Annotated in this window: 17 protein-coding genes and 1 pseudogene; 13 read left to right on the plus strand and 5 right to left on the minus strand. The window is 62.0% G+C overall.

The features are described 5' to 3' along the window. The 6 genes and pseudogenes from A6V37_RS39340 to A6V37_RS20915 all read left to right on the plus strand — a co-directional run. Positions 1-126: pseudogene (locus tag A6V37_RS39340) on the plus strand (polyamine ABC transporter ATP-binding protein); the annotation flags it as partial. Then, positions 123-1,097 carry an ABC transporter permease subunit gene (locus A6V37_RS20895; RefSeq protein ID WP_064269066.1) on the plus strand — a complete coding sequence of 325 codons (975 nt, stop codon included), beginning with the start codon at positions 123-125 and terminating at the stop codon, positions 1,095-1,097. The pseudogene A6V37_RS39340 and the gene A6V37_RS20895, both read left to right, overlap by 4 nt. Beyond that, positions 1,094-2,011, plus strand: a complete 918-nt coding sequence (locus tag A6V37_RS20900) for an ABC transporter permease subunit (RefSeq protein ID WP_064269067.1) — start codon at positions 1,094-1,096, stop codon at positions 2,009-2,011. The genes A6V37_RS20895 and A6V37_RS20900 overlap by 4 nt, the downstream gene beginning before the upstream one ends. A gap of 38 nt (positions 2,012-2,049) precedes the next feature. Further along, the gene (locus A6V37_RS20905; protein WP_064286308.1) at positions 2,050-3,633 is read left to right on the plus strand and encodes a DUF3138 family protein; all 1,584 of its coding nucleotides are present in this window, start codon (positions 2,050-2,052) and stop codon (positions 3,631-3,633) included. A 68-nt stretch (positions 3,634-3,701) separates the two neighbouring features. Beyond that, complete coding sequence (locus tag A6V37_RS20910; protein WP_064269071.1) at positions 3,702-4,994, plus strand: NAD(P)/FAD-dependent oxidoreductase; 1,293 nt, start codon at positions 3,702-3,704, stop codon at positions 4,992-4,994. Then, positions 4,994-6,316 (plus strand): NAD(P)/FAD-dependent oxidoreductase, encoded by a 1,323-nt coding sequence (locus A6V37_RS20915; protein ID WP_064269073.1) that lies wholly within the window; start codon positions 4,994-4,996, stop codon positions 6,314-6,316. Before A6V37_RS20910 ends, A6V37_RS20915 begins: the two co-directional genes overlap by 1 nt. Positions 6,317-6,409: 93 nt before the next feature. On the opposite strand, the gene A6V37_RS20920 is transcribed toward A6V37_RS20915, so the two are convergent. From A6V37_RS20920 to A6V37_RS20930, 4 genes are all read right to left on the minus strand, one after another. Then, on the minus strand, positions 6,410-7,723 hold the full coding sequence (locus tag A6V37_RS20920; protein WP_341272023.1) for a sensor histidine kinase: 1,314 nt from the start codon (positions 7,721-7,723) through the stop codon (positions 6,410-6,412). Between the two features lie 131 nt (positions 7,724-7,854). Beyond that, positions 7,855-8,022, minus strand: coding sequence for a hypothetical protein (locus tag A6V37_RS40880; RefSeq protein ID WP_157447896.1), 168 nt, complete (start codon positions 8,020-8,022; stop codon positions 7,855-7,857). Between the two features lie 11 nt (positions 8,023-8,033). Continuing rightward, entirely contained in the window at positions 8,034-8,744 is a 711-nt protein-coding gene (locus A6V37_RS20925; RefSeq protein WP_064269077.1) for a response regulator transcription factor, read from the minus strand. A gap of 10 nt (positions 8,745-8,754) precedes the next feature. Then, complete coding sequence (locus A6V37_RS20930) at positions 8,755-9,573, minus strand: MipA/OmpV family protein (protein WP_064269078.1); 819 nt, start codon at positions 9,571-9,573, stop codon at positions 8,755-8,757. Positions 9,574-10,012: 439 nt separating this feature from the next. Here A6V37_RS20930 and A6V37_RS20935 point away from each other — a divergent pair, with 439 nt between their 5' ends. The 6 genes from A6V37_RS20935 (at position 10,013) to A6V37_RS20960 (ending at position 14,882) form a co-directional block, all read left to right on the plus strand. Beyond that, positions 10,013-10,738 (plus strand): MlaA family lipoprotein, encoded by a 726-nt coding sequence (locus tag A6V37_RS20935; protein ID WP_064269080.1) that lies wholly within the window; start codon positions 10,013-10,015, stop codon positions 10,736-10,738. A gap of 106 nt (positions 10,739-10,844) precedes the next feature. Beyond that, positions 10,845-11,186 (plus strand): hypothetical protein, encoded by a 342-nt coding sequence (locus A6V37_RS20940; RefSeq protein WP_064269082.1) that lies wholly within the window; start codon positions 10,845-10,847, stop codon positions 11,184-11,186. Positions 11,187-11,200: 14 nt separating this feature from the next. Beyond that, positions 11,201-12,076 (plus strand): lipid A biosynthesis lauroyl acyltransferase, encoded by an 876-nt coding sequence (locus A6V37_RS20945; protein ID WP_064269084.1) that lies wholly within the window; start codon positions 11,201-11,203, stop codon positions 12,074-12,076. 168 nt (positions 12,077-12,244) lie between these two features. Next, positions 12,245-13,420, plus strand: a complete 1,176-nt coding sequence (locus tag A6V37_RS20950) for a glycosyltransferase family 9 protein (RefSeq protein WP_064269086.1) — start codon at positions 12,245-12,247, stop codon at positions 13,418-13,420. A gap of 63 nt (positions 13,421-13,483) precedes the next feature. Continuing rightward, positions 13,484-13,786 (plus strand): hypothetical protein, encoded by a 303-nt coding sequence (locus A6V37_RS20955; protein WP_064269088.1) that lies wholly within the window; start codon positions 13,484-13,486, stop codon positions 13,784-13,786. 85 nt (positions 13,787-13,871) lie between these two features. Further along, positions 13,872-14,882 carry a DUF2891 domain-containing protein gene (locus A6V37_RS20960; protein WP_064269090.1) on the plus strand — a complete coding sequence of 337 codons (1,011 nt, stop codon included), beginning with the start codon at positions 13,872-13,874 and terminating at the stop codon, positions 14,880-14,882. A gap of 49 nt (positions 14,883-14,931) precedes the next feature. Here the strand turns inward: A6V37_RS20960 and A6V37_RS20965 are convergent, their stop codons facing one another. Beyond that, positions 14,932-15,357, minus strand: a complete 426-nt coding sequence (locus tag A6V37_RS20965) for a PRC-barrel domain-containing protein (RefSeq protein ID WP_064269092.1) — start codon at positions 15,355-15,357, stop codon at positions 14,932-14,934. Between the two features lie 228 nt (positions 15,358-15,585). Here A6V37_RS20965 and A6V37_RS20970 point away from each other — a divergent pair, with 228 nt between their 5' ends. Beyond that, the gene (locus A6V37_RS20970; protein WP_064286309.1) at positions 15,586-17,982 is read left to right on the plus strand and encodes a DNA polymerase II; all 2,397 of its coding nucleotides are present in this window, start codon (positions 15,586-15,588) and stop codon (positions 17,980-17,982) included. Positions 17,983-18,067: the final 85 nt, after the last annotated feature.

Genomic DNA, 18,067 nt, shown 5'->3' on the forward strand with positions numbered 1-18,067 from the left:
CCGAGCGGCAAGACGGTGGTGTCGAATCTGTCCAGCTCGCACCTGATGAGCGAAGGTGCGCCCTCGTACAACGACGACGTGTTCGTCTACTGGTCGCCGGCTAGCGGCGTGGTGCTGACGCAATGAGCAATCCCACTACCTCCTCCCCCGCGGCGCTCGGCGCGCCGTCCGGCAGCCGTTTGTTGGGTCTGCTGAAGAAGCGCCTTGCCATGCTGCTGCCCTCGGGCCGCAGCACGGTGATCGGTGTGCCGTTCCTGTGGCTCACGCTGTTCTTCGCCGTGCCGTTCGTGCTGGTGCTGAAGATCAGCTTCGCCGATCTGCGCCTGGGCATTCCGCCCTACACCGATCTGGTGACGGTCAAGGACGGCATGGTGCATTTCGCCATGCAGCTGAGCCACTACGCGTTCCTGCTGCAGGACGATCTGTATATCGCCACGTATATCAGCTCGCTGAAGATGGCGGCGATTTCGACCTTCTTCTGCCTGCTGATCGGCTTTCCGATTGCGTACTACATCGCCCGCTCGGAACCCACGAAGCGCAACCTGCTGATGATGGGCGTGATGCTGCCGTTCTGGACGTCGTTCCTGATCCGCGTCTATGCATGGATCGGCATCCTGAAGGACGACGGTCTGCTCAATCACACGCTGATGGCGATCGGCCTGATCCATTCACCGTTGCGTCTCTACCACACGGATATTGGCGTGTATATCGGCATGGTCTATTCGTACCTGCCGTTCATGGTGATGCCGCTGTACGCGCACCTCGTGAAGATGGACCTGACGCTGCTCGAAGCCGCTTACGACCTGGGCTGCAAACCGTGGACCGCGTTCACGCGCATCACGTTGCCGCTCTCGAAGAACGGGATTATCGCCGGCAGCCTGCTGGTGTTCATTCCGGCGGTGGGCGAGTACGTGATCCCGGAACTGCTCGGCGGCGCCGACACGCTGATGATCGGCCGCGTGATGTGGGATGAATTCTTCAACGACATGGACTGGCCGATGGCGTCAGCCGTGACGGTCGCGATGGTGGTGCTGCTGCTCGTGCCGATGGCCGTGTTCCAGTATTACCAGGTCAAGGAACTAGAAGGTACAAAATGATCAAGCCAAACAGAACGCTTTCCAATAGCGTGCTGACGTTCGGATTCCTGTTTCTGTATATCCCGATCATCAGCCTCATCGTCTATTCGTTTAACGAATCAAAGCTCGTCACGGTCTGGTCCGGCTTCTCGCTCAAGTGGTACGGGGCGCTGTTGCAGGACGGCGAACTGCTGAACGCTGCGTGGCTTTCGCTGAAGATTGGTCTGCTGACCGCGTGCGCTTCGGTCGTGATCGGCACATGGGCGGGTTTCGTGCTGGCGCGCTTCGGGCGCTTTCAGGGCTTCACGCTGTTCGCCGGCATGATCAACGCGCCGCTGGTGATTCCCGAAGTGATTCAGGGCATCTCGCTGCTGCTGCTGTTCGTTGCGCTCGAACAGATGCTCGGCTGGCCGAAGGGGCGCGGGCTCTTCACGATCTGGATCGGCCACGTGATGCTGTGCGTGTCGTACGTGGCGATCATCGTGCAGTCGCGGGTGAAGGAACTGAACAAGTCGATCGAGGAAGCCGCGCTCGATCTGGGTGCCACGCCGTTCAAGGTGTTCTTCCTGATCACCCTGCCGCTGATCTCGCAGGCGCTGATGTCTGGCTGGCTGCTCTCGTTCACGCTCTCATTCGACGACCTGGTGCTCTCCGCGTTCCTGTCGGGTCCGGGCTCGACCACCCTGCCGCTCGTCGTGTTCTCGCGGGTGCGCCTGGGTCTGAATCCGGAAATGAACGCGCTTGCCACGATCTTCATCACCACGGTGACGATCGGCGTGATCGCGGTGAACCGCTGGATGCAGTTGCGTGAACGCAAGCGCACCCGCGACATGCAGATGGCGTTCGCGATTGCCGATGCAGAGGCTGCTGCCGACCCGTTGCCGGCAGCACCCCAGGCAGTGGCACGCAAGTCGCTCGGTACGGCGCGCGCATAAGAAGTCCTTTTGCAATACGACCAATAAGGAGAATTTGCATGAGAAAGAAGCTCATCTGTCTGTTGGTGGCGGGGAGTCTGCCTGGCATGGCCATGGCAGATGCCACCAGCGACCAGATCAAGGCGCTGCAAGCCCAACTCAACGCGCTGCAAAAGGAGGTCAAGCAGCTGCGGGCGGAAGTCGCCACCAAACCGAAGGCAGCCGCCGCCGCAGCCCCTGCTCCGGCAGTGGTGGCCGCGCCGGTGGACATCTCGTCGCCTGACTACGGCAAGGCACAAGCCACGCTGACCAACGATCAGGTCGATTCGATGAAGCAGCAGATCGCCAACCAGCAGCTAAAGGTCGACTCGCTGGTGGATGCGGCCAATACCGGCCCGATCGCGGGCCTGTCGGTGACCGGCTATATCGATCCGACCTACATCTATAACCGCGCGCAGAGCAGCTCGTCGTTCCTGTTCGCGAACCACGAGAGCGCCTACAACTACTTCAACAGCACGTTCGGCGACCTGTACCTCGACATCAAGAAGACCTTCGGTGTCGGCCCGATGGCGCCGTCGGCCGAGATCACGCTGATGCCGAACCGCGGCAACGGCATTACGCTGCTGCAGAACGAGCACGGCAATATCGGCAACAACATCCTGAACACGGCCGTGGTGAACGTGCCGTTGAACGCGACCACGACGCTCGTGGCCGGTCTGATTCCGAGCTTCGGCGGCTATGAGGTGCAGCAGTCGAACCAGATGCTCACGCTCACGCACAACCTGCTGTATGACTTCTCGGATCCGGGCAGCTACATCGGCATCGGCGCGAACTACACGAAGGGCGACTGGGCGTGGAAGTTCTTCCTCGGCAACGAGCAGTACCGCACGTATGGCGCGACGACGCAGGTCGGCACCAATGCACTGGGCGATCCGATCACGACCAGCAACAAGATTCCGACCTTCACGTCGCGGGTCGACTACACGTGGTCTAGCGCGCTCGACGTGGGTGGCTCGTTCAACATCGGCCGTCAGACTTTGCCTAGTGCGCAGGCAACCGATGCCACCGGCGCCCCGATTCCGGGTTCGTTCGTGTACGGCGTCGGCGGCAACTCGCCGAGCGCGGGCGGTACGTTCTTCTTCACGGAAGCCGACCTGACCTACACGCTCGCGGACGTGCAGTACAACGCCGAACTGGACTACGGCCAGCAGCAGAACGGCGCGTTCAACGGCGGCCAGGCGCAATGGTACGGCCTCTCGCTGCTCGCGCACCGCAAGTTCAATCTGCCGGTGGTGGGCCGCATGGGTGCAACCGTGCGTTATGACCTGCTGGTCGACAGCAAGAACGGCGGCGGTGGCGGTGGCATCGCGCTGAACTCGAACGGCATGGACACGGCCGACGGCTTCGGTATCGGCGCGGACTGTCTCGCCAATTCGAAGGCGAACGGTGGTGTCGGCTTCGAGTGCAAGGGCGCGACCCGTCAGGACGTGGCGCTCGACCTGCTGTTCTTCCCGACCCAGCAGATCACGGTCAAGGTGGAATACCGCCACGACTGGGCCAACAAACAGGTGTTCCTGAAGAACGACGGTTCGTACGGCAAGTCCAACGACCTGCTCGCGACCCAGTTCATCTACTCGTTCTAATCCGTACTGCCCGCGCGTGGCCTGGCTCCAGAGAGGCCACGCGCAGGCATCTTCTGCATACCCTGCCTATGCTCCGATTCTCGAACCAGCCTCACGTCGCCTCGTATTACGCCGCCACTGCCAACGACACGACCCGCTATCCCACGCTCGACGAAACGATTCACGTCGACGTGTGCGTGATCGGCGCCGGGTTGACCGGCATTTCCACCGCGTTGAATCTGGCCGAACGCGGCCATTCGGTCGCGGTGCTCGAAGCCTCCAAAGTCGGATGGGCGGCGAGCGGCCGCAACGGCGGCCAGTTGATCGGCGGTTTCGCGTGCGATATCGACACGTTCGCGAAGTTCATGCCGGCGGACGACGTGAAGCGTGTTTGGGACATGGGGATCGAAACGCTCGACATCGTCAAGGAACGCGTCGCGAAGCACAACATCGACTGCGATCTCACCATCGGTTATCTGACCGCGGCAAACAAGCCGCGCGATACCGACGCGCTGCAAAAATGGCGTGACGAAGCGCACCAGCGCTTCGGCTATGACCGCTTCAGTTACGTCGACGCTGACGGCGTCGGCCAATACGTGCAATCGCAACGCTACCTCGGCGGCCTGTTCGACGCGGACAGCGGCCATCTGCATCCGTTGAACTACACGCTGGGGCTGGCGCGCGCGGCGCGCGAGGCCGGCGTGCGGATTTTCGAAGATAGCTGCGTCACGGCGCTGCGTGCGGAAAACGGCGGACATGTCGCCGAAACTGAGCGCGGCAAAGTGCAGGCACGCTTCGTCGTGCTCGCCTGCAACACCTATCTTGGCAAGCTCGCGCCGGATATCGCGAGCAAGATCATGCCCGTGGGCACCTACGTGATCGCCACCGAACCGCTCGACCCCGACCGTGCCGAAGCGCTGATGCCCGCCAAGGCGGCCGTCTGCGACAGCCGCTTCGTGCTCGATTACTTCCGCCCCGCGCCCGACAACCGGCTGCTCTGGGGCGGCAAGGTCAGCTATTCGACATTCGCGCCGCGCAATCTCGGCGAAGCGATGCGCCGCGATATGCTGAAAACTTTCCCGCAACTCGACGACGTCAAAGTCGACTACGCGTGGGGCGGTTACGTCGACATCACCATGAACCGCGCGCCGCATTTCGGCCGGCTGTCGCCTACCGTGTATTTCGCGCAAGGCTTCTCGGGCCACGGCGTGAACACGACGGGACTCGCGGGTAAACTGATCGCCGAGGCCATCGATGGCCAGGCGTCGCGCTTCGATCTGTTCGGCAAGATTCGCCACCGCGACTTTCCTGGCGGCGCTACACTGCGCACCCCTGCCCTCGTGCTCGCCATGGCCTGGTATCGAATGAAGGATCTGCTTTGATGAATGCGCCGACTCCCGGTTTCAACCCGCTCGACCTTCGCGCCGACGCGCTGATCGCCAACTCCTACTATGAAGCGAGCGCGCCCCGCCCGCCCGTCGACGACCCTGCGCTCGACGGCGCGCTGGAGGCCGACGTCTGCGTGATCGGCGCGGGCTTCTCCGGCTTGTCGGTGGCGCTGGAGTGCCGGGCACGCGGCTTGTCGGTGGTCGTGCTCGACGCGCACCGCCCCGGCTGGGGTGCGTCGGGCCGCAACGGCGGGCAGACGCTGGTGGGTTTCGCGAAAGACGAGATCATGGAGCGCCAGCTCGGACTCGACGGCGCGCGCGCCGCGTGGGCCATGTCGGTGGAAGGCGTGGCGCTGGTGCGCGAGCGCATCGAGCGTTACGGCATTGATTGCGATTTCACATCCGGCTATCTGACGGTCGCCACCAAACCGAAACGTGTGCCGGATTTGCGCGCGTGGATGGAATCGGCCTCGCAACGCTGGGGCTATACGAAACTCTCGTGGCTCGATACCGACGAGGTCCGTGCGCGCGTCGCATCGAAGCGCTATCTGGCCGGCGTCTACGATCCTTTTTCCGGCCACCTGCATCCGCTCAAGTACTGCCTCGGCCTCGCCGAAGCGGCTCGCCGCGAAGGCGCGCAACTGTTCGCGCATTCGCCGGTGATCGAGGTCGTGCGCGGCGCGCGGCCTGTCGTGCGCACCGCCCGCGGCGAAGTGCGCTGCCGCTTCGTCGCGGCGTGCGGCAATGCGACGATCGGCGACGTGCTGCCGGCGCCGGTAGCCGCGCGCATCGCACCGATCGCGTCGTATATCGTCGCCACCGAACCGCTCGGCGAGGCGCGCGCCAACGCGCTGATCAAAGGGCGTGAGGCGATTTGCGACAACAACTTCTTCCTCGATTATTTCCGCTTGTCGGCGGATCATCGCGTGCTGTTCGGCGGGCGCGCCAGTTCGACCGGGGCTTCACCGGTGCAACTGGGCGAAGAGATTCGCAAGCGCATGATCGGCGTGTTCCCGCAACTCGGCGACGTGCGCGTCGACTATGCTTGGGGCGGTTTTGTCGACGTCACGCGTAATCGCGCGCCCGACTTTGGCTCGATCGATCCCAACTACTTTTACGTGCAAGGGTTTTCGGGGCACGGCGTGGCGCTGACCGGCATTGCCGGACGCGTCATTGCGAAGGCCATGGCCGGCGAGACGGCGGCCTTCGACCTGTTCGCCCGGTTGCGGCATGCGCGCTTTCCCGGCGGCCCGGCCTTGCGTGGGCCGGCGCTGGAACTCGGCATGATGTATCACCGGATTCTCGAGTTGTTTTAAACCTGCCTCTTCCTGGTACTTGATGACGCACGAAAAGTCCGTAGCTGTACAAAGAAGTCGTCGCCACACACAATGTGATGCGTGAGGCTGCCGCTACAGCCAGACAATAAATCCAGTTCCAGAGAACGAACTGTTGACAGTCAACCGCCATTCATGAGCAGTGGCGATTTCCTTACAGATCGCCAGTCCCAAACCGGCGCCATCATGCCTCGCATCCGGCGCGCGCCAGAAACGCTTGAACAGGAACGGCATGTACTCCTGCCGGATACCTGGTCCTTCGTCGCGCACCTCGATTGAGCCCGCGCCGACAATGAGCCATACGGCACTATCGGGCTGCGAAACGTTGATGGCGTTTTCGACGACGTTTTTCAGGAGAATGAATAGCGCACTCCTGTCCGCCCATATCGATGCCGGCGGATCGGTAGTCTCGAGTTCCAGCTTCACGTGTTTCATGTCCGCTTTGCGCCCGAGATACGCGAGGACGTCCCGTGCGACCTCCACGAGGTTCACATCGCCGAAGCTGAAGTTCTGCGATTCGCTGACTTCGGCCAGATGCAGCAGCTGCCGAACCTGTCGCGCCATCAGATCGATCTCGCGAAACAGCAGTTCCTTTCCATTGATTTCAGGCTGCAGTTCAATCTGTGCGCGAATCAAGGTAAGCGGCGTCTGGAGCTCGTGCGCAGCCGACGCAAGAAATTGCTGTTGCACAGAGAAGCCGTTTTCCAGTCTTCCCAACGCTTCGTTGAACGCGTGAATCAGCGGTTTGATCTCAGTCGGCACACCCTCTAACGGCAAGCGTGTCCTCAGATTTCGCGGCGTAATCAGCGCAGCGGCGCTCGACGCCTCTCTTAGCGGCTTCAGCACGCGATGCACGGTAAACCTCAGCGTCACGCCGAAAATGATCGCCGCCAGGAATACGACGATTCTGACGGTGGCCGGAATCTGCTTGACCTTCGAGCCAATCATCGCTTCGAGGAGGCGTGCGCTTGTTGCAGTCTGGGCATAGAAGACCGCCTGTCCGTGCCGAACCGCAAGCGTCGTAATGTCGAATGGCTTGCCGCGGATCTTCACCCTCTCACTCTTGTTCACCATCTCGGTGAGATCGCCCTGAACCCACGGTTTATCGTCCCATGCGTCAACTGATGCGAGCAACACGCTTCCCCGCGCGTCGAGCACACGATAGCCGGCCTCAGTGGGCGCCGCTGTGAACAGCCATGCGCGCTCCGGGGGAAGCTTGACGGAGATCGGACGGCCAGTGCCGTCAAAGGTGATTCCGTCCGCGACGTCCTGGGCACCTTCCTTCTGTTCGTGCCGCCCGAGCATCTGCTCCGGAAAATGATTGAACATGTAGGTGATGCCCATGGCCAACGCAGTCAGGCACACCGCGAGCGCAACGATGCTAGTCACCCACAGGCGCGCGGACAGACTTCGAATCCAGTGATTGAGCATGTCAGATGAGTTACCGTTAATTGACTTCCCTGCGTGTATCCAGGGTCCAGGCCGGCTAGCAGGTCACCTGATGTGAGTCCGCATCGTTCTCACTGCGGGCTAACGGCTGGCGTCAATGAGCGCGACGCCTTGTGAACCTTCTCATCAGGTAGCGGACGAAACACGTATCCCTTAGCATGTACTGTGTGGATCAATTCCGGCACGGCTGCATCACCGCAGGCAACGTCGCCGTCGACTACCAGGATCAGCTTCTTCATATGCCACTCCCTTACGACCCGTGCTCACCGCGCGCACCGGTTGACCCGGAGCCCGGCTGCAGCACGAAGCCGGCGCCGCGGATGTTCGCCAGCCGGGTGGTCGCGCCCACCGCGAGCAGTTTCTTGCGCAGCCGGTGTACGGTCACCTCCAGCGCGTTGGGCGTCACTGCCTCACCCAACCCCCACGCGGCATGCTCCAGCGCCGAATGCCGCACCGTCTGGCCGGCCGCGCTGATCAGGCTCAGCAGGATCTGAAGTTCCGCCGGAGCGAGTGAAACCGAGTGAGTGGTGCAGCGCAACGCACGTTGCTGGGGATCGACCGTGATATCGGCGTACGACGCAACCAGTGCCGTCAGCGCCGCCGGACGGCGCATCAAGGTGCGCACACGCGCCACCAGCTCGCTCATGGCGAACGGCTTGGTCACATAGTCGTCGGCGCCGCTCTCGAGTCCGTCCACGCGGTCGTGCAGCGCATCGCGCGCAGTCAGCATAAGACACGGCGTCATCTGGCCAGCGGCGCGCAGCGTGCGCAGAAAGGTGAGCCCGTCGCCATCCGGCAAGCCGCGGTCCACGATCAGTACCGCATAGTCGGCTCGGCTCACGCCATATCTGGCCTCGGAGATGTTGTGAAACAGATCGGCCTCGATTCCTGCCGCCACCAGGGCCTGGCGCACCATCTCTGCCAAACGTTCGTGATCCTCGACAATTGCAACTCGCGACATAACGCAGTGCTCAATTGAATTGATACAGGTAGCCGATCCGGGCTCCCGGAATGTAACTCCGTCCTACGATCGGGCTGTTGGTGATGCCGCTGGTGGCGTGCGACACGCCCAGGTCCAGAATCACTATCTGATGGCGCGTGAATTTGTAGTCCACACGCGTGCCGACCGACACGTCGTAGGCTGCCTTGCCAGTGTACTCGGGGCGCCCCGCTCTCACCTCCGACGACCGCACGCCGTAATAGTAATTGACGTACTTGGCACTCAGCCATTCGACACCGGCGTGCGGCTCAAAGGAAAAATTGCCATAGTCGAAGGATTTGCTGAAGTCGATTTTAGCGCGCTCGCCCTTATTCCCTCCCAGCAGATAGTCGCCCTCCAAGGTGCCGAATGCCGTCTTCCAGGCGAGCGCCGGGCCGTACCAGAACGCACCGTTGCGATTTTCCATACCGTTGAGGATGGACGCATCATTATTCTTGTAGCCGTCGCCGATTGCAAAACTGCCGCGCAACGCAACGCTTACGTTGTCCCACTTTCCGATCTTCAGGTCGACGGTCGTGCCAAAAGCATGCACCCATTTGTTATCCAGGGATACCAGCGGAATCGGCGAGAATTTGGTCTTGCCGCTTTTGTAAGGCGACGCCTCAACGCCGGCTCCCACGCCAAGACCCCAGTGGGTCACATTCGTGGCGTTGCTGAGCACCGTGAAGCCCGAATCATTCGCCTCGGCTGAATCTTCGCTGCCGCTGTCTGCCCGTACGCTACCCGAATGAAGCAGGACTGACACAATGGCCAGCAGCAAAGGGGACCCACGGCGAGAAGTCTTTTTCACAGTCGTTCCTGAAGTAGAGGGATGAGGCGAACTCGACTTTAGGACCGGCCGACTTACTCGTTACTTACTCAAACCATGGTGAACCACCAGAACTGATCTGTTGACGCTATGGCCCCAAATCGCGGAAGTGAGATTCGAGCTCGGCGGAGCCGGATCCGTGCGCCCCCATACGCCGCACCGCTGCAGTACGTGCCGCAATCGTGCAGCCGCGTGACTTACCCGACACTTGCCATCCGGCTCGCGCAGCCTGCCTGGTTCCGAACGATTCACGCCGAATTAGCGGTAAGGGACTGCAAGGTGATCGTTCAGTGAGCGCGCATTGAGCGGTAAGTCGCCGGTAAGTCTTCCGGTCGCACCATCGCATCGACCTTCCTTCGCCACGGCAGCAGCGCGGCATGGTTAGTACCCCTTTTGTCATTCCTGTACCGGGAGTCCCGCGATGAAAAGGCGCGATCTGAATACCCTGGCACTCATCGTCACGGTGCTTCTTTCATCCGGATGTGCCACCGGGCCAGGGCGCACCGCCGGCGACCCGCTCGAACCGATGAACCGGAGCATTTACTCGTTCAACGACAAGGTCGACACCTATGTGGTCAAACCGACCGCGAAGGCCTATCAGAAAGTGATGCCGTCACCGGTGCAAACCGCTGTGCGCAATTTCTTCTCCAACCTTGGCGACATCGGCAACTTTGCCAATGACCTGCTGCAACTGAAAGCAACGGACGCGAGCGAAGATGTGGTGCGTTTCGCGTTCAACTCCACGCTGGGGATCGGCGGTTTGATCGACTGGGCCACGCCCGCGGGGTTGCCCAAGCACCACCAGGACTTCGGGCTGACACTCGCTCACTATGGCGTACCGATCGGGCCGTATCTGGTGATGCCTCTGTTCGGACCGAGCAGCGTGCGGGATGTGAGTAACGTCGCCGTCGACAGCTTCCTCAACCCGTTCGCGGCTGCACCGGTTGCTGTCCAGGCATCGGTGGCCGGTACCCGCTTGGTCAGCACCCGCGCCGATCTGCTAAGCGCGTCCAATCTGCTTTCACAGGCGGCGATCGATCCCTATTCGTTCACTCGGGACCTCTACCTGCAGAGGCGCCGCATGCTCTCGACGAAATCCGCTGACGCCGACAAATTGCCGGACTACGCGGATCCCTCTCCTCAATAACTGCAGAGCCGACGCATGACGGTCTGCGCAGCGCACCGGTAAGTGTCGGGTAAGCCATGCGCGTCCAACATGGGAACCTGGATCATCTGATTGTAGGAGCGTGTCCATGAAAGCCAGTACCGCGACCGCACTGCGCGCCAACTTCGTGCTCTGTCTGGTTTCGATCGCTATCGCGATCGTCCCTTGCGTCAGCCTTGTATCGGTGCTCGGCCTGCTCGACGACGGTGCGCCTATATGGCCGTACCAGGGCAGCATTTTTCTGCTCGCCGCCCTGATCATGCTGGTGCTGCGCTGGCGAGCGCGGCGGGCGTTCGATGCAGCGAGACAGGCGCATAAGGTTCAGCTGATCGGCAAGCAGGGTCTTGAAGCATCGATAGACGATGACTGCCCTTTTGCGTGGCTGGTTCAATTGCACCTTGAACTGCGTGGCCATCAATGTATCCATTAACAACGGACGTCCGCATGAAAAGTCTCGGTTATTGGCTGCTGCTCGGTTTGCTGCGTCTGCTGTCGGTTCTGCCGTACGCGCTGGTTGCAAGAGCCGGCAATGCGCTTGGCGCCATGCTGTACATGCTGCCGAGCCACCGCAAGCACGTGGTGCTAGTCAACCTCCGCCTGTGCTTTCCACTGAAGACCGAGCGCAAGCGCGAAGAACTCGCGCTCGCGCATTTTCAGCACGTTGTACGCAGTTACCTGGAGCGGGGCTTTCAGTGGTTCGGCAGTTTGCGCACGATAGAGCGGCTGGTCGAGTTGGACAGTCGCATCGATCTGTACAACCCGGATGCGCCACCGACGATCTTCATGGGCTTTCACTTCGTCGGAATCGAAGTAGGTTGCATGCTGTATTCCTCGCGTCTGCCAGTCGCCGCGCTCTATACGCGAATGTCGAGCGCGCGTGTCTGCGAGCTCGCGCGGCATCAGCGCGGACGGTTCGGCGCTCACATGATCGAACGCAGCGCGAGTGCGAAGCATGTCGTCAGACTCCTGCGCTCGGGCATTCCCGTGATGCTGGCAGCGGACATGGATCACGGCACAAAGGGTTCGGTGTTCGCGCCGCTCTTTGGTGTGCCGGCCTGCACGCTGACTTCCGTGTCACGACTTGCGAAGTTGGCCGGCGCGCGCGTCGTACCCTTTGTGACCGAGGTGTTGCCCGAATTTCGCGGCTACAAGCTGACCATCTTCGAGCCGCTCGAAAACTATCCCACCTATAGCGAAAGCCACGACGCACGCACAATGAACGCCTTTCTTGAAAAGCAGATCCGGCGCCTTCCCGACCAGTACTACTGGGTACACAGACGCTTCAAACATCGCCCGGCAGGTACACCAGCGGTCTACTGAATTCCAGGGATTGGATCATGCAAGCCGGCGTATGCCTGACGACGTTTAACCGCCTCGACTGTGTGCGGATTGGCAATGCTGTGTGCACCATTGAGCCAACTTCGTGAAACGCACTTACAATACTTGACGGGTCGATCCACTGGTGCATATCCGCCAATCGAGCGCTACATGGCCGAACTCTTCCCTGATGCTGCCCCGCCCCGGTCGGTCCTCATCGTCTGCACGGGGCGTATTGGAGACGTGTTGCTCAGCACGCCGGTTGCGCGTTCCCTGAAATCGCACTGGCCCAATGCGCAAATCGACATGCTGGTTTTCGAGGGCACCGATGGCGTGCTGGAGAGCAACCCCGATATACGCCGAGTGATTCCCATCTCGCCCCGTGCGGGGCTTGCCCAGCGCCTCAACGACGCACGCAAGATCTGGCGCCAATATGACCTCGGATGTTCGCTGCGGACCTCCAGCCTCGCCAGTTTTCTTTGCTGGATGGCAGGGAGAAAGCGAATCGGCATCGTCGCTTCGCTGCGCAAAAGCTGCCTTAAGAAATGGATGCTGCACCGGTTCATAGTCGATCGCGATCACGACCTCCATGCCGTCCAAAGCGGTGTCTTGCTGACGACCTTGCTGGGCATCACGCCCTGCTTTGAAGTCGTGCCGCCCGCGGTGCGCAGCCAGCCGGCGCAGCTCGCGCATCTCGAGCAGTCGCTCGCATCAATTGCCGGCAAGCCCTACGCAGTAGTGCACATGTATCCGCGGTATGCCTACAAGATGTGGCACGCCGAAGGTTGGATCGCCGTGCTGGCGTTCCTGCACGCACGCGGCTATGCCGTTGTGCTGACAGGCGGCCCTGCCGCAGCCGAAGTGACGTATGCACGCACTATTCGTGAGCGTGCCGGAATCGAAACAGTCGATGTGGTCGGCAAGCTGAGCCTCGCGGCAACCGCCGAAGTGATTCGACGCGCGCGGCTCTTCCTCGGACCTGACACCTCGGCCTCGCATATCGCCGCTGCCACGGGCACCCCGACCCTCGCTCTGTTCGGCCCGTCGAATCCGGTTCGCTGGGGACCGTGGCCAAAGGGCTGGACCGGCAGCAGTCCCTGGATAACTTCCGGGTCCGGGCGGCGCGGCAACGTCTATCTGCTTCAGGGCGCCGGCGCATGCGTGCCCTGCAAGCTGGAGGGCTGCGAAGGCCACGTCGATAGCGGGAGCGATTGCCTGTTGACGCTTGACGCCGCCCGGGTAATAGATGCCGCGACAGAGTTGCTGGGCATTGCACCCCGTATTACGCCCGATCAGCGACGACGCTTTCCAATCGCCACGCAACCCTTTCGCCGGTGCACGCCTTGAAATGACCAATGCCGGTGGTCGTCCGGGGAAAGCAAACCCCGTCCCTTCTTTGGAGATCTCCTTATGAGCGCCCTTCGTTTTGCAGTGCCCCTTATCCTGCTCACTGCCGCGTGTTCGCCAGCGTGGCCGGACGCCAATGTTCATCTCGCGCAAACGGCGCAACCCGATACGCGTGCACCCACACCCGTCGCCGTGAACGATCGGAACTCCATCGCACCGCCCGCGAATGCGCCGGTCATTAGCGTCGGGGTGAGCGATCCCAACACGCAGCTTATCCTGCCGTGGTTCCTCACCGATATCATCAATGCGATCAATACGCGGGCATCAGTCAACGATCTTTTGCGCACTGTCGGACGGGGCATCTAGTCTCTTAAAGTCCCGCGCAATCCCGCCGGCGTCATCGGGTACCATACTGTCATACTATTTGCTTGCCGCTTTTGAGGAGGCGCCGATGACAACTCAACTCACGCCCGAATTCGCATCCCGATTCGCCAATCTCGCGCTTGCCCATCTCACACGCGAATACCCGAACAAGCTGACGCATTCGCTCGCCGGGCCGCAGGACGTGCAAGGACCGCGCGCGCTGCATCCGATTTTTTACGGCAGCTACGACTGGCATTCGTGCGTGCACGGCTACTGGTTGATCCTGCATCTGCTCGAGCGCTTTCCCGATCTGCCTGAAGCGGCACGCATCGTCGCGGTGGTCGACGAGCATTTCACCGATGCCAATGTGGCCGGCGAGCGCGCGTATCTCGATCTGCCGCACAACCGTGGTTTCGAGCGTCCGTATGGCTGGGCGTGGCTGCTCGCGCTCAGCGCCCAGCTCGAGTCGCTGAAACTCTCGGACGCGGCACGCTGGTCCAGAACCTTTGCACCGCTCACCGCGGCCTTTGTCGAACGCTTCGAGGAGTTTCTGCCGAAAGCAACCTATCCGTTGCGCGTGGGGACGCACTTCAACATGGCGTTCGCGCTGGCGCTCACGCTGGATTTCGCCCGGCAAACGTCGCGTGAATCGCTTGAAGCGCTGATCGTGAATACCGCGGAGCGCTGGTTCCTGAACGACGTCGCGTGTCAGGCATGGGAGCCCGCGGGCGACGAATTCCTCTCGCCCGCGTTAATGGAGGCGGAGCTGATGCGGCGCGTGCTGCCGCCCGCGCAATTCGTCGACTGGTTCGGGCGCTTTCTGCCGGATCTCGGCGCGAAAAAGCCCGCCACGCTGTTCGAGCCGGTCACCGTGACGGATCGCACCGACGGCAAGATCGCGCATCTCGACGGCTTGAATCTCAGCCGCGCATGGTGCCAGCGCTCGCTGGCGCGCGCGCTGCCCACTGGCGACGTGCGCCGGGCGGTGCTATTCGACTCGGCCGAGCGGCATTTGCAAAGCGCGCTGCCGCACGTGGCTGGCGACTACATGGGCGAACATTGGCTGGGCACGTTCGCCACGCTGGCTCTCGAGGCCTGATGGCCTGTGACGGTCTGAAGGGCCGGTCGCCTCGCCGGCCCTATCCCACTTACTGCGCCGTCAGCTTCTTGGGCTTCGGCGGCGCTTGAACCTTGTTGTACTGGAACTCAGGCGTCGCCTTCAAAGCGTCTTTAGTGGCGCCGGCCAGATAGAAGTTGCCCTGGCGGATATCCAGCGCGGCGATCGGCACCGCGACGTCGTGCGACGCCACGCCGAGGAAGCCCCCTGCCGAGACGATTGCGGCGGACAGCGAGCCATCCGGTGCGACCACGAGATCACGAACCGTGCCGATTTTCTCGTTCTGGTCGTTGTAGACGGCCTTGCCGAGAATGCTCTTCTTGACACTCCAGCCGCTCAACAGCGCGTTCGACTGTTCGACCGTGACACTCAGCGGCTGCGTGCCGGCAACTTGCGCCTGCGCACCCAGGCTGGTTGCAGCCACTGCGACGACCACCACGAGTTTGCTCAACGTCATTTCGTTCACTCCGTTGTTAGTAGACTTGACCGGCGCATGGACCGCGCCGAAGGAAACGCTCCACCCGGATGATACAGACTGAGCAGCATGGCTGCAGCCTTGGCACGCGAAGGCCTCATGCGGGCAGCCCCTGCGCCTGCCCGGTCGCGCCAGGAGACGGCGTCCCGGCTCGAAGCGCATGGCGTTAAAATCGCCTGAGGCGATGGCGCCTGCTTTAGAGGTGGACGTTTGACTGAGCTTGAACAGGGTTTCATTCTGACCCGGCATTGGCGGGACACGCCCGCGGGCACCGAAGTCGATTTCTGGCTGGCAACCGACGGCGGGCCCCGTCACATCCGTCTGCGCCCTCAGCCTTCAGTGGCGTTCATTCCCGCCGAGCAGCGCGAGCGCGCCGAAACGATCCTGCGCCGCGAAGCACCGCTCGATCTCCGTCCGCTCGAACTGAGCGACTTTCAGCATCGGCCGGTCATGGGGCTCTACTGCCCGCAATACCGGCAACTAACCGGCTTTGAAAAGCGTCTCAAGCAAGGCGGCGTCGACGTCTACGAAGCGGACATCTTTCCGCCCGAGCGCTACATGATGGAGCGCTTCATCACCGCACCGGTGTGGTTCGGCGGCGATGGCGGGGGCGCCGGCAGCAGCGGCCCGCTGCTGAACGGCGACCTCAAGCCGGCCATCGGCTATCGCCCTGCATTGAAGACGGTTTCGCTCGACATCGAAACGAGCGCTCGCGCCGAGCTTTACTCGATCGCGCTGGAAGGCTGCGGGCAGCGCCAAGTGTATATGCTGGGGCCGCCTAATGGTGACGGCGGCGACGGCGACGGAGAAGCGGGTGCGCTCGACTTCGCGCTCGAATACTGCGAAACCCGCGCCCAGTTGCTCGAAAAGCTGAACCTATGGCTCGCGCGGCACGACCCCGATGCGATCATCGGCTGGAATCTCGTGCAGTTCGATCTGCGTGTGCTGCAGCAGCACGCCGAACAGTTTCGCGTGCCGCTGCGGCTCGGCCGCGGCGGCGCAGTGATGGACTGGCGCGAACACGGTATCCACAAGAATCATTTTTTTGCGGGCGCCGCGGGACGCCTGATTATCGACGGCATCGAGGCGCTGCGCTCGGCGACGTGGAGTTTTCCATCGTTCAGTCTCGAACATGTCGCGCGCTCGGTGTTGGGCGAAGGCAAAGCGATCGACAATCCGTATCAGCGCATGGACGAAATCCAGCGCCGCTTTGACGAGGACAAGCCCGCGCTCGCGCGGTACAACCTCAAGGACTGCGAACTCGTCACGCGCATCTTCGCGAAGACGGAGTTGCTGCCGTTCCTGCTGGAACGCGCCAGCGTCACCGGCCTGCCCGCGGATCGCAGCGGCGGATCGGTGGCGGCATTCACGCATCTGTACATGCCGCGCATGCACCGGCAAGGCTATGTCGCGCCGAATGTCGGCGATGTGGCCGGCGCCGCGAGTCCCGGCGGCTTCGTGATGGACTCGCGCCCAGGCCTCTACGATTCGGTGCTGGTGCTCGACTACAAGAGCCTGTATCCGTCGATCATCCGCACGTTTCTGATCGACCCCGTGGGGCTGGTGGAAGGCATGCGAAATCCCGCCGACGAACACTCGGTGCCAGGCTTTCTCGGTGCACGCTTCTCGCGCACGCGCCATTGTCTGCCGTCGATCGTCGCACAGGTCTGGCAGGGCCGCGAAACGGCGAAACGCGAGCACAACAAGCCACTTTCGCAAGCCCTGAAGATCATCATGAACGCCTTCTATGGCGTGCTCGGATCGACCGGCTGCCGTTTCTTCGATCCGCGTCTCGCGTCGTCGATCACCATGCGCGGCCATGAAATCATGCACGCCACGCGCAGGCTGATTCAGGGCGAAGGCTACGAAGTGATTTACGGCGACACCGATTCGACCTTCGTGTGGCTCAAGCACGCGCACAGCGAAGAGGACGCGAGCCGCATCGGCCGCGCGCTGGTCGAGCATATCAACGCGTGGTGGCGGCAGAATCTGCAGGAGCGGTTCGGCCTCGACAGCGCGCTCGAACTGCAATTCGAGCGGCACTACCGGCGCTTCTTCATGCCGACCATTCGCGGCGCGGAGGAAGGCAGCAAGAAGCGCTATGCGGGCCTCACGGTTTTGCCGGACGGCAGCGAAGACATCGTCTACAAAGGACTCGAAACGGTACGCACCGACTGGACGCCGCTCGCGCAGCAATTTCAGCAGGAGCTATACCGGCGCATCTTCAAGCAGCAGCCGTATCAGGATTACGTGCGCGACTACGTGCGCGACACGCTGGAAGGCAAGCTCGACGAGCAACTCGTGTATCGCAAGCGCCTGCGCCGGCCGCTCGGCGAATACGAGCGCAACGTGCCGCCCCATGTCAGGGCCGCGCGCGTCGCGGATGAATTCAACCGCAGCCAGGGGCGCCCGCTGCAATACCAGAACGGCGGCTGGATCAGCTACGTGATGACGGTAGCCGGACCCGAACCGCTGGAAACGCTGCGCTCGGCCATCGACTACGAACACTATCTGACGCGGCAATTGCAGCCCGTTGCCGACGCGATCCTGCCGCTGCTGCGCGATGATTTCACGACCTTGATGTCCGGGCAAAGGCAGTTGTTCTGAGTGAGGCCGAATAATTCAGGCAGCCAAAGTACTTATTAGCGTCGATCCTCCGGGATAACAAATTCGCAGAACGTGTAGTGCAGGC

The organism is Paraburkholderia ginsengiterrae (assembly GCF_001645125.1).
Classification (GTDB): Bacteria; Pseudomonadota; Gammaproteobacteria; order Burkholderiales; family Burkholderiaceae; genus Paraburkholderia; species Paraburkholderia ginsengiterrae.

Bases quoted from the DNA above. Each gene is read 5' to 3' on its own strand.
- A6V37_RS20940 (WP_064269082.1), top strand. From the start codon at position 10,845: ATGAAAGCCAGTACCGCGACCGCACTGCGCGCCAACTTCGTGCTCTGT.
- A6V37_RS20935 (WP_064269080.1), top strand. From the start codon at position 10,013: ATGAAAAGGCGCGATCTGAATACCCTGGCACTCATCGTCACGGTGCTT.
- A6V37_RS20965 (WP_064269092.1), bottom strand. From the start codon at position 15,357: ATGACGTTGAGCAAACTCGTGGTGGTCGTCGCAGTGGCTGCAACCAGC.
- A6V37_RS20895 (WP_064269066.1), top strand. From the start codon at position 123: ATGAGCAATCCCACTACCTCCTCCCCCGCGGCGCTCGGCGCGCCGTCC.
- A6V37_RS40880 (WP_157447896.1), bottom strand. From the start codon at position 8,022: ATGAAGAAGCTGATCCTGGTAGTCGACGGCGACGTTGCCTGCGGTGAT.
- A6V37_RS20960 (WP_064269090.1), top strand. From the start codon at position 13,872: ATGACAACTCAACTCACGCCCGAATTCGCATCCCGATTCGCCAATCTC.
- A6V37_RS20905 (WP_064286308.1), top strand. From the start codon at position 2,050: ATGAGAAAGAAGCTCATCTGTCTGTTGGTGGCGGGGAGTCTGCCTGGC.
- A6V37_RS20950 (WP_064269086.1), top strand. From the start codon at position 12,245: ATGGCCGAACTCTTCCCTGATGCTGCCCCGCCCCGGTCGGTCCTCATC.
- A6V37_RS20915 (WP_064269073.1), top strand. From the start codon at position 4,994: ATGAATGCGCCGACTCCCGGTTTCAACCCGCTCGACCTTCGCGCCGAC.
- A6V37_RS20925 (WP_064269077.1), bottom strand. From the start codon at position 8,744: ATGTCGCGAGTTGCAATTGTCGAGGATCACGAACGTTTGGCAGAGATG.
- A6V37_RS20955 (WP_064269088.1), top strand. From the start codon at position 13,484: ATGAGCGCCCTTCGTTTTGCAGTGCCCCTTATCCTGCTCACTGCCGCG.
- A6V37_RS20900 (WP_064269067.1), top strand. From the start codon at position 1,094: ATGATCAAGCCAAACAGAACGCTTTCCAATAGCGTGCTGACGTTCGGA.
- A6V37_RS20910 (WP_064269071.1), top strand. From the start codon at position 3,702: ATGCTCCGATTCTCGAACCAGCCTCACGTCGCCTCGTATTACGCCGCC.
- A6V37_RS20945 (WP_064269084.1), top strand. From the start codon at position 11,201: ATGAAAAGTCTCGGTTATTGGCTGCTGCTCGGTTTGCTGCGTCTGCTG.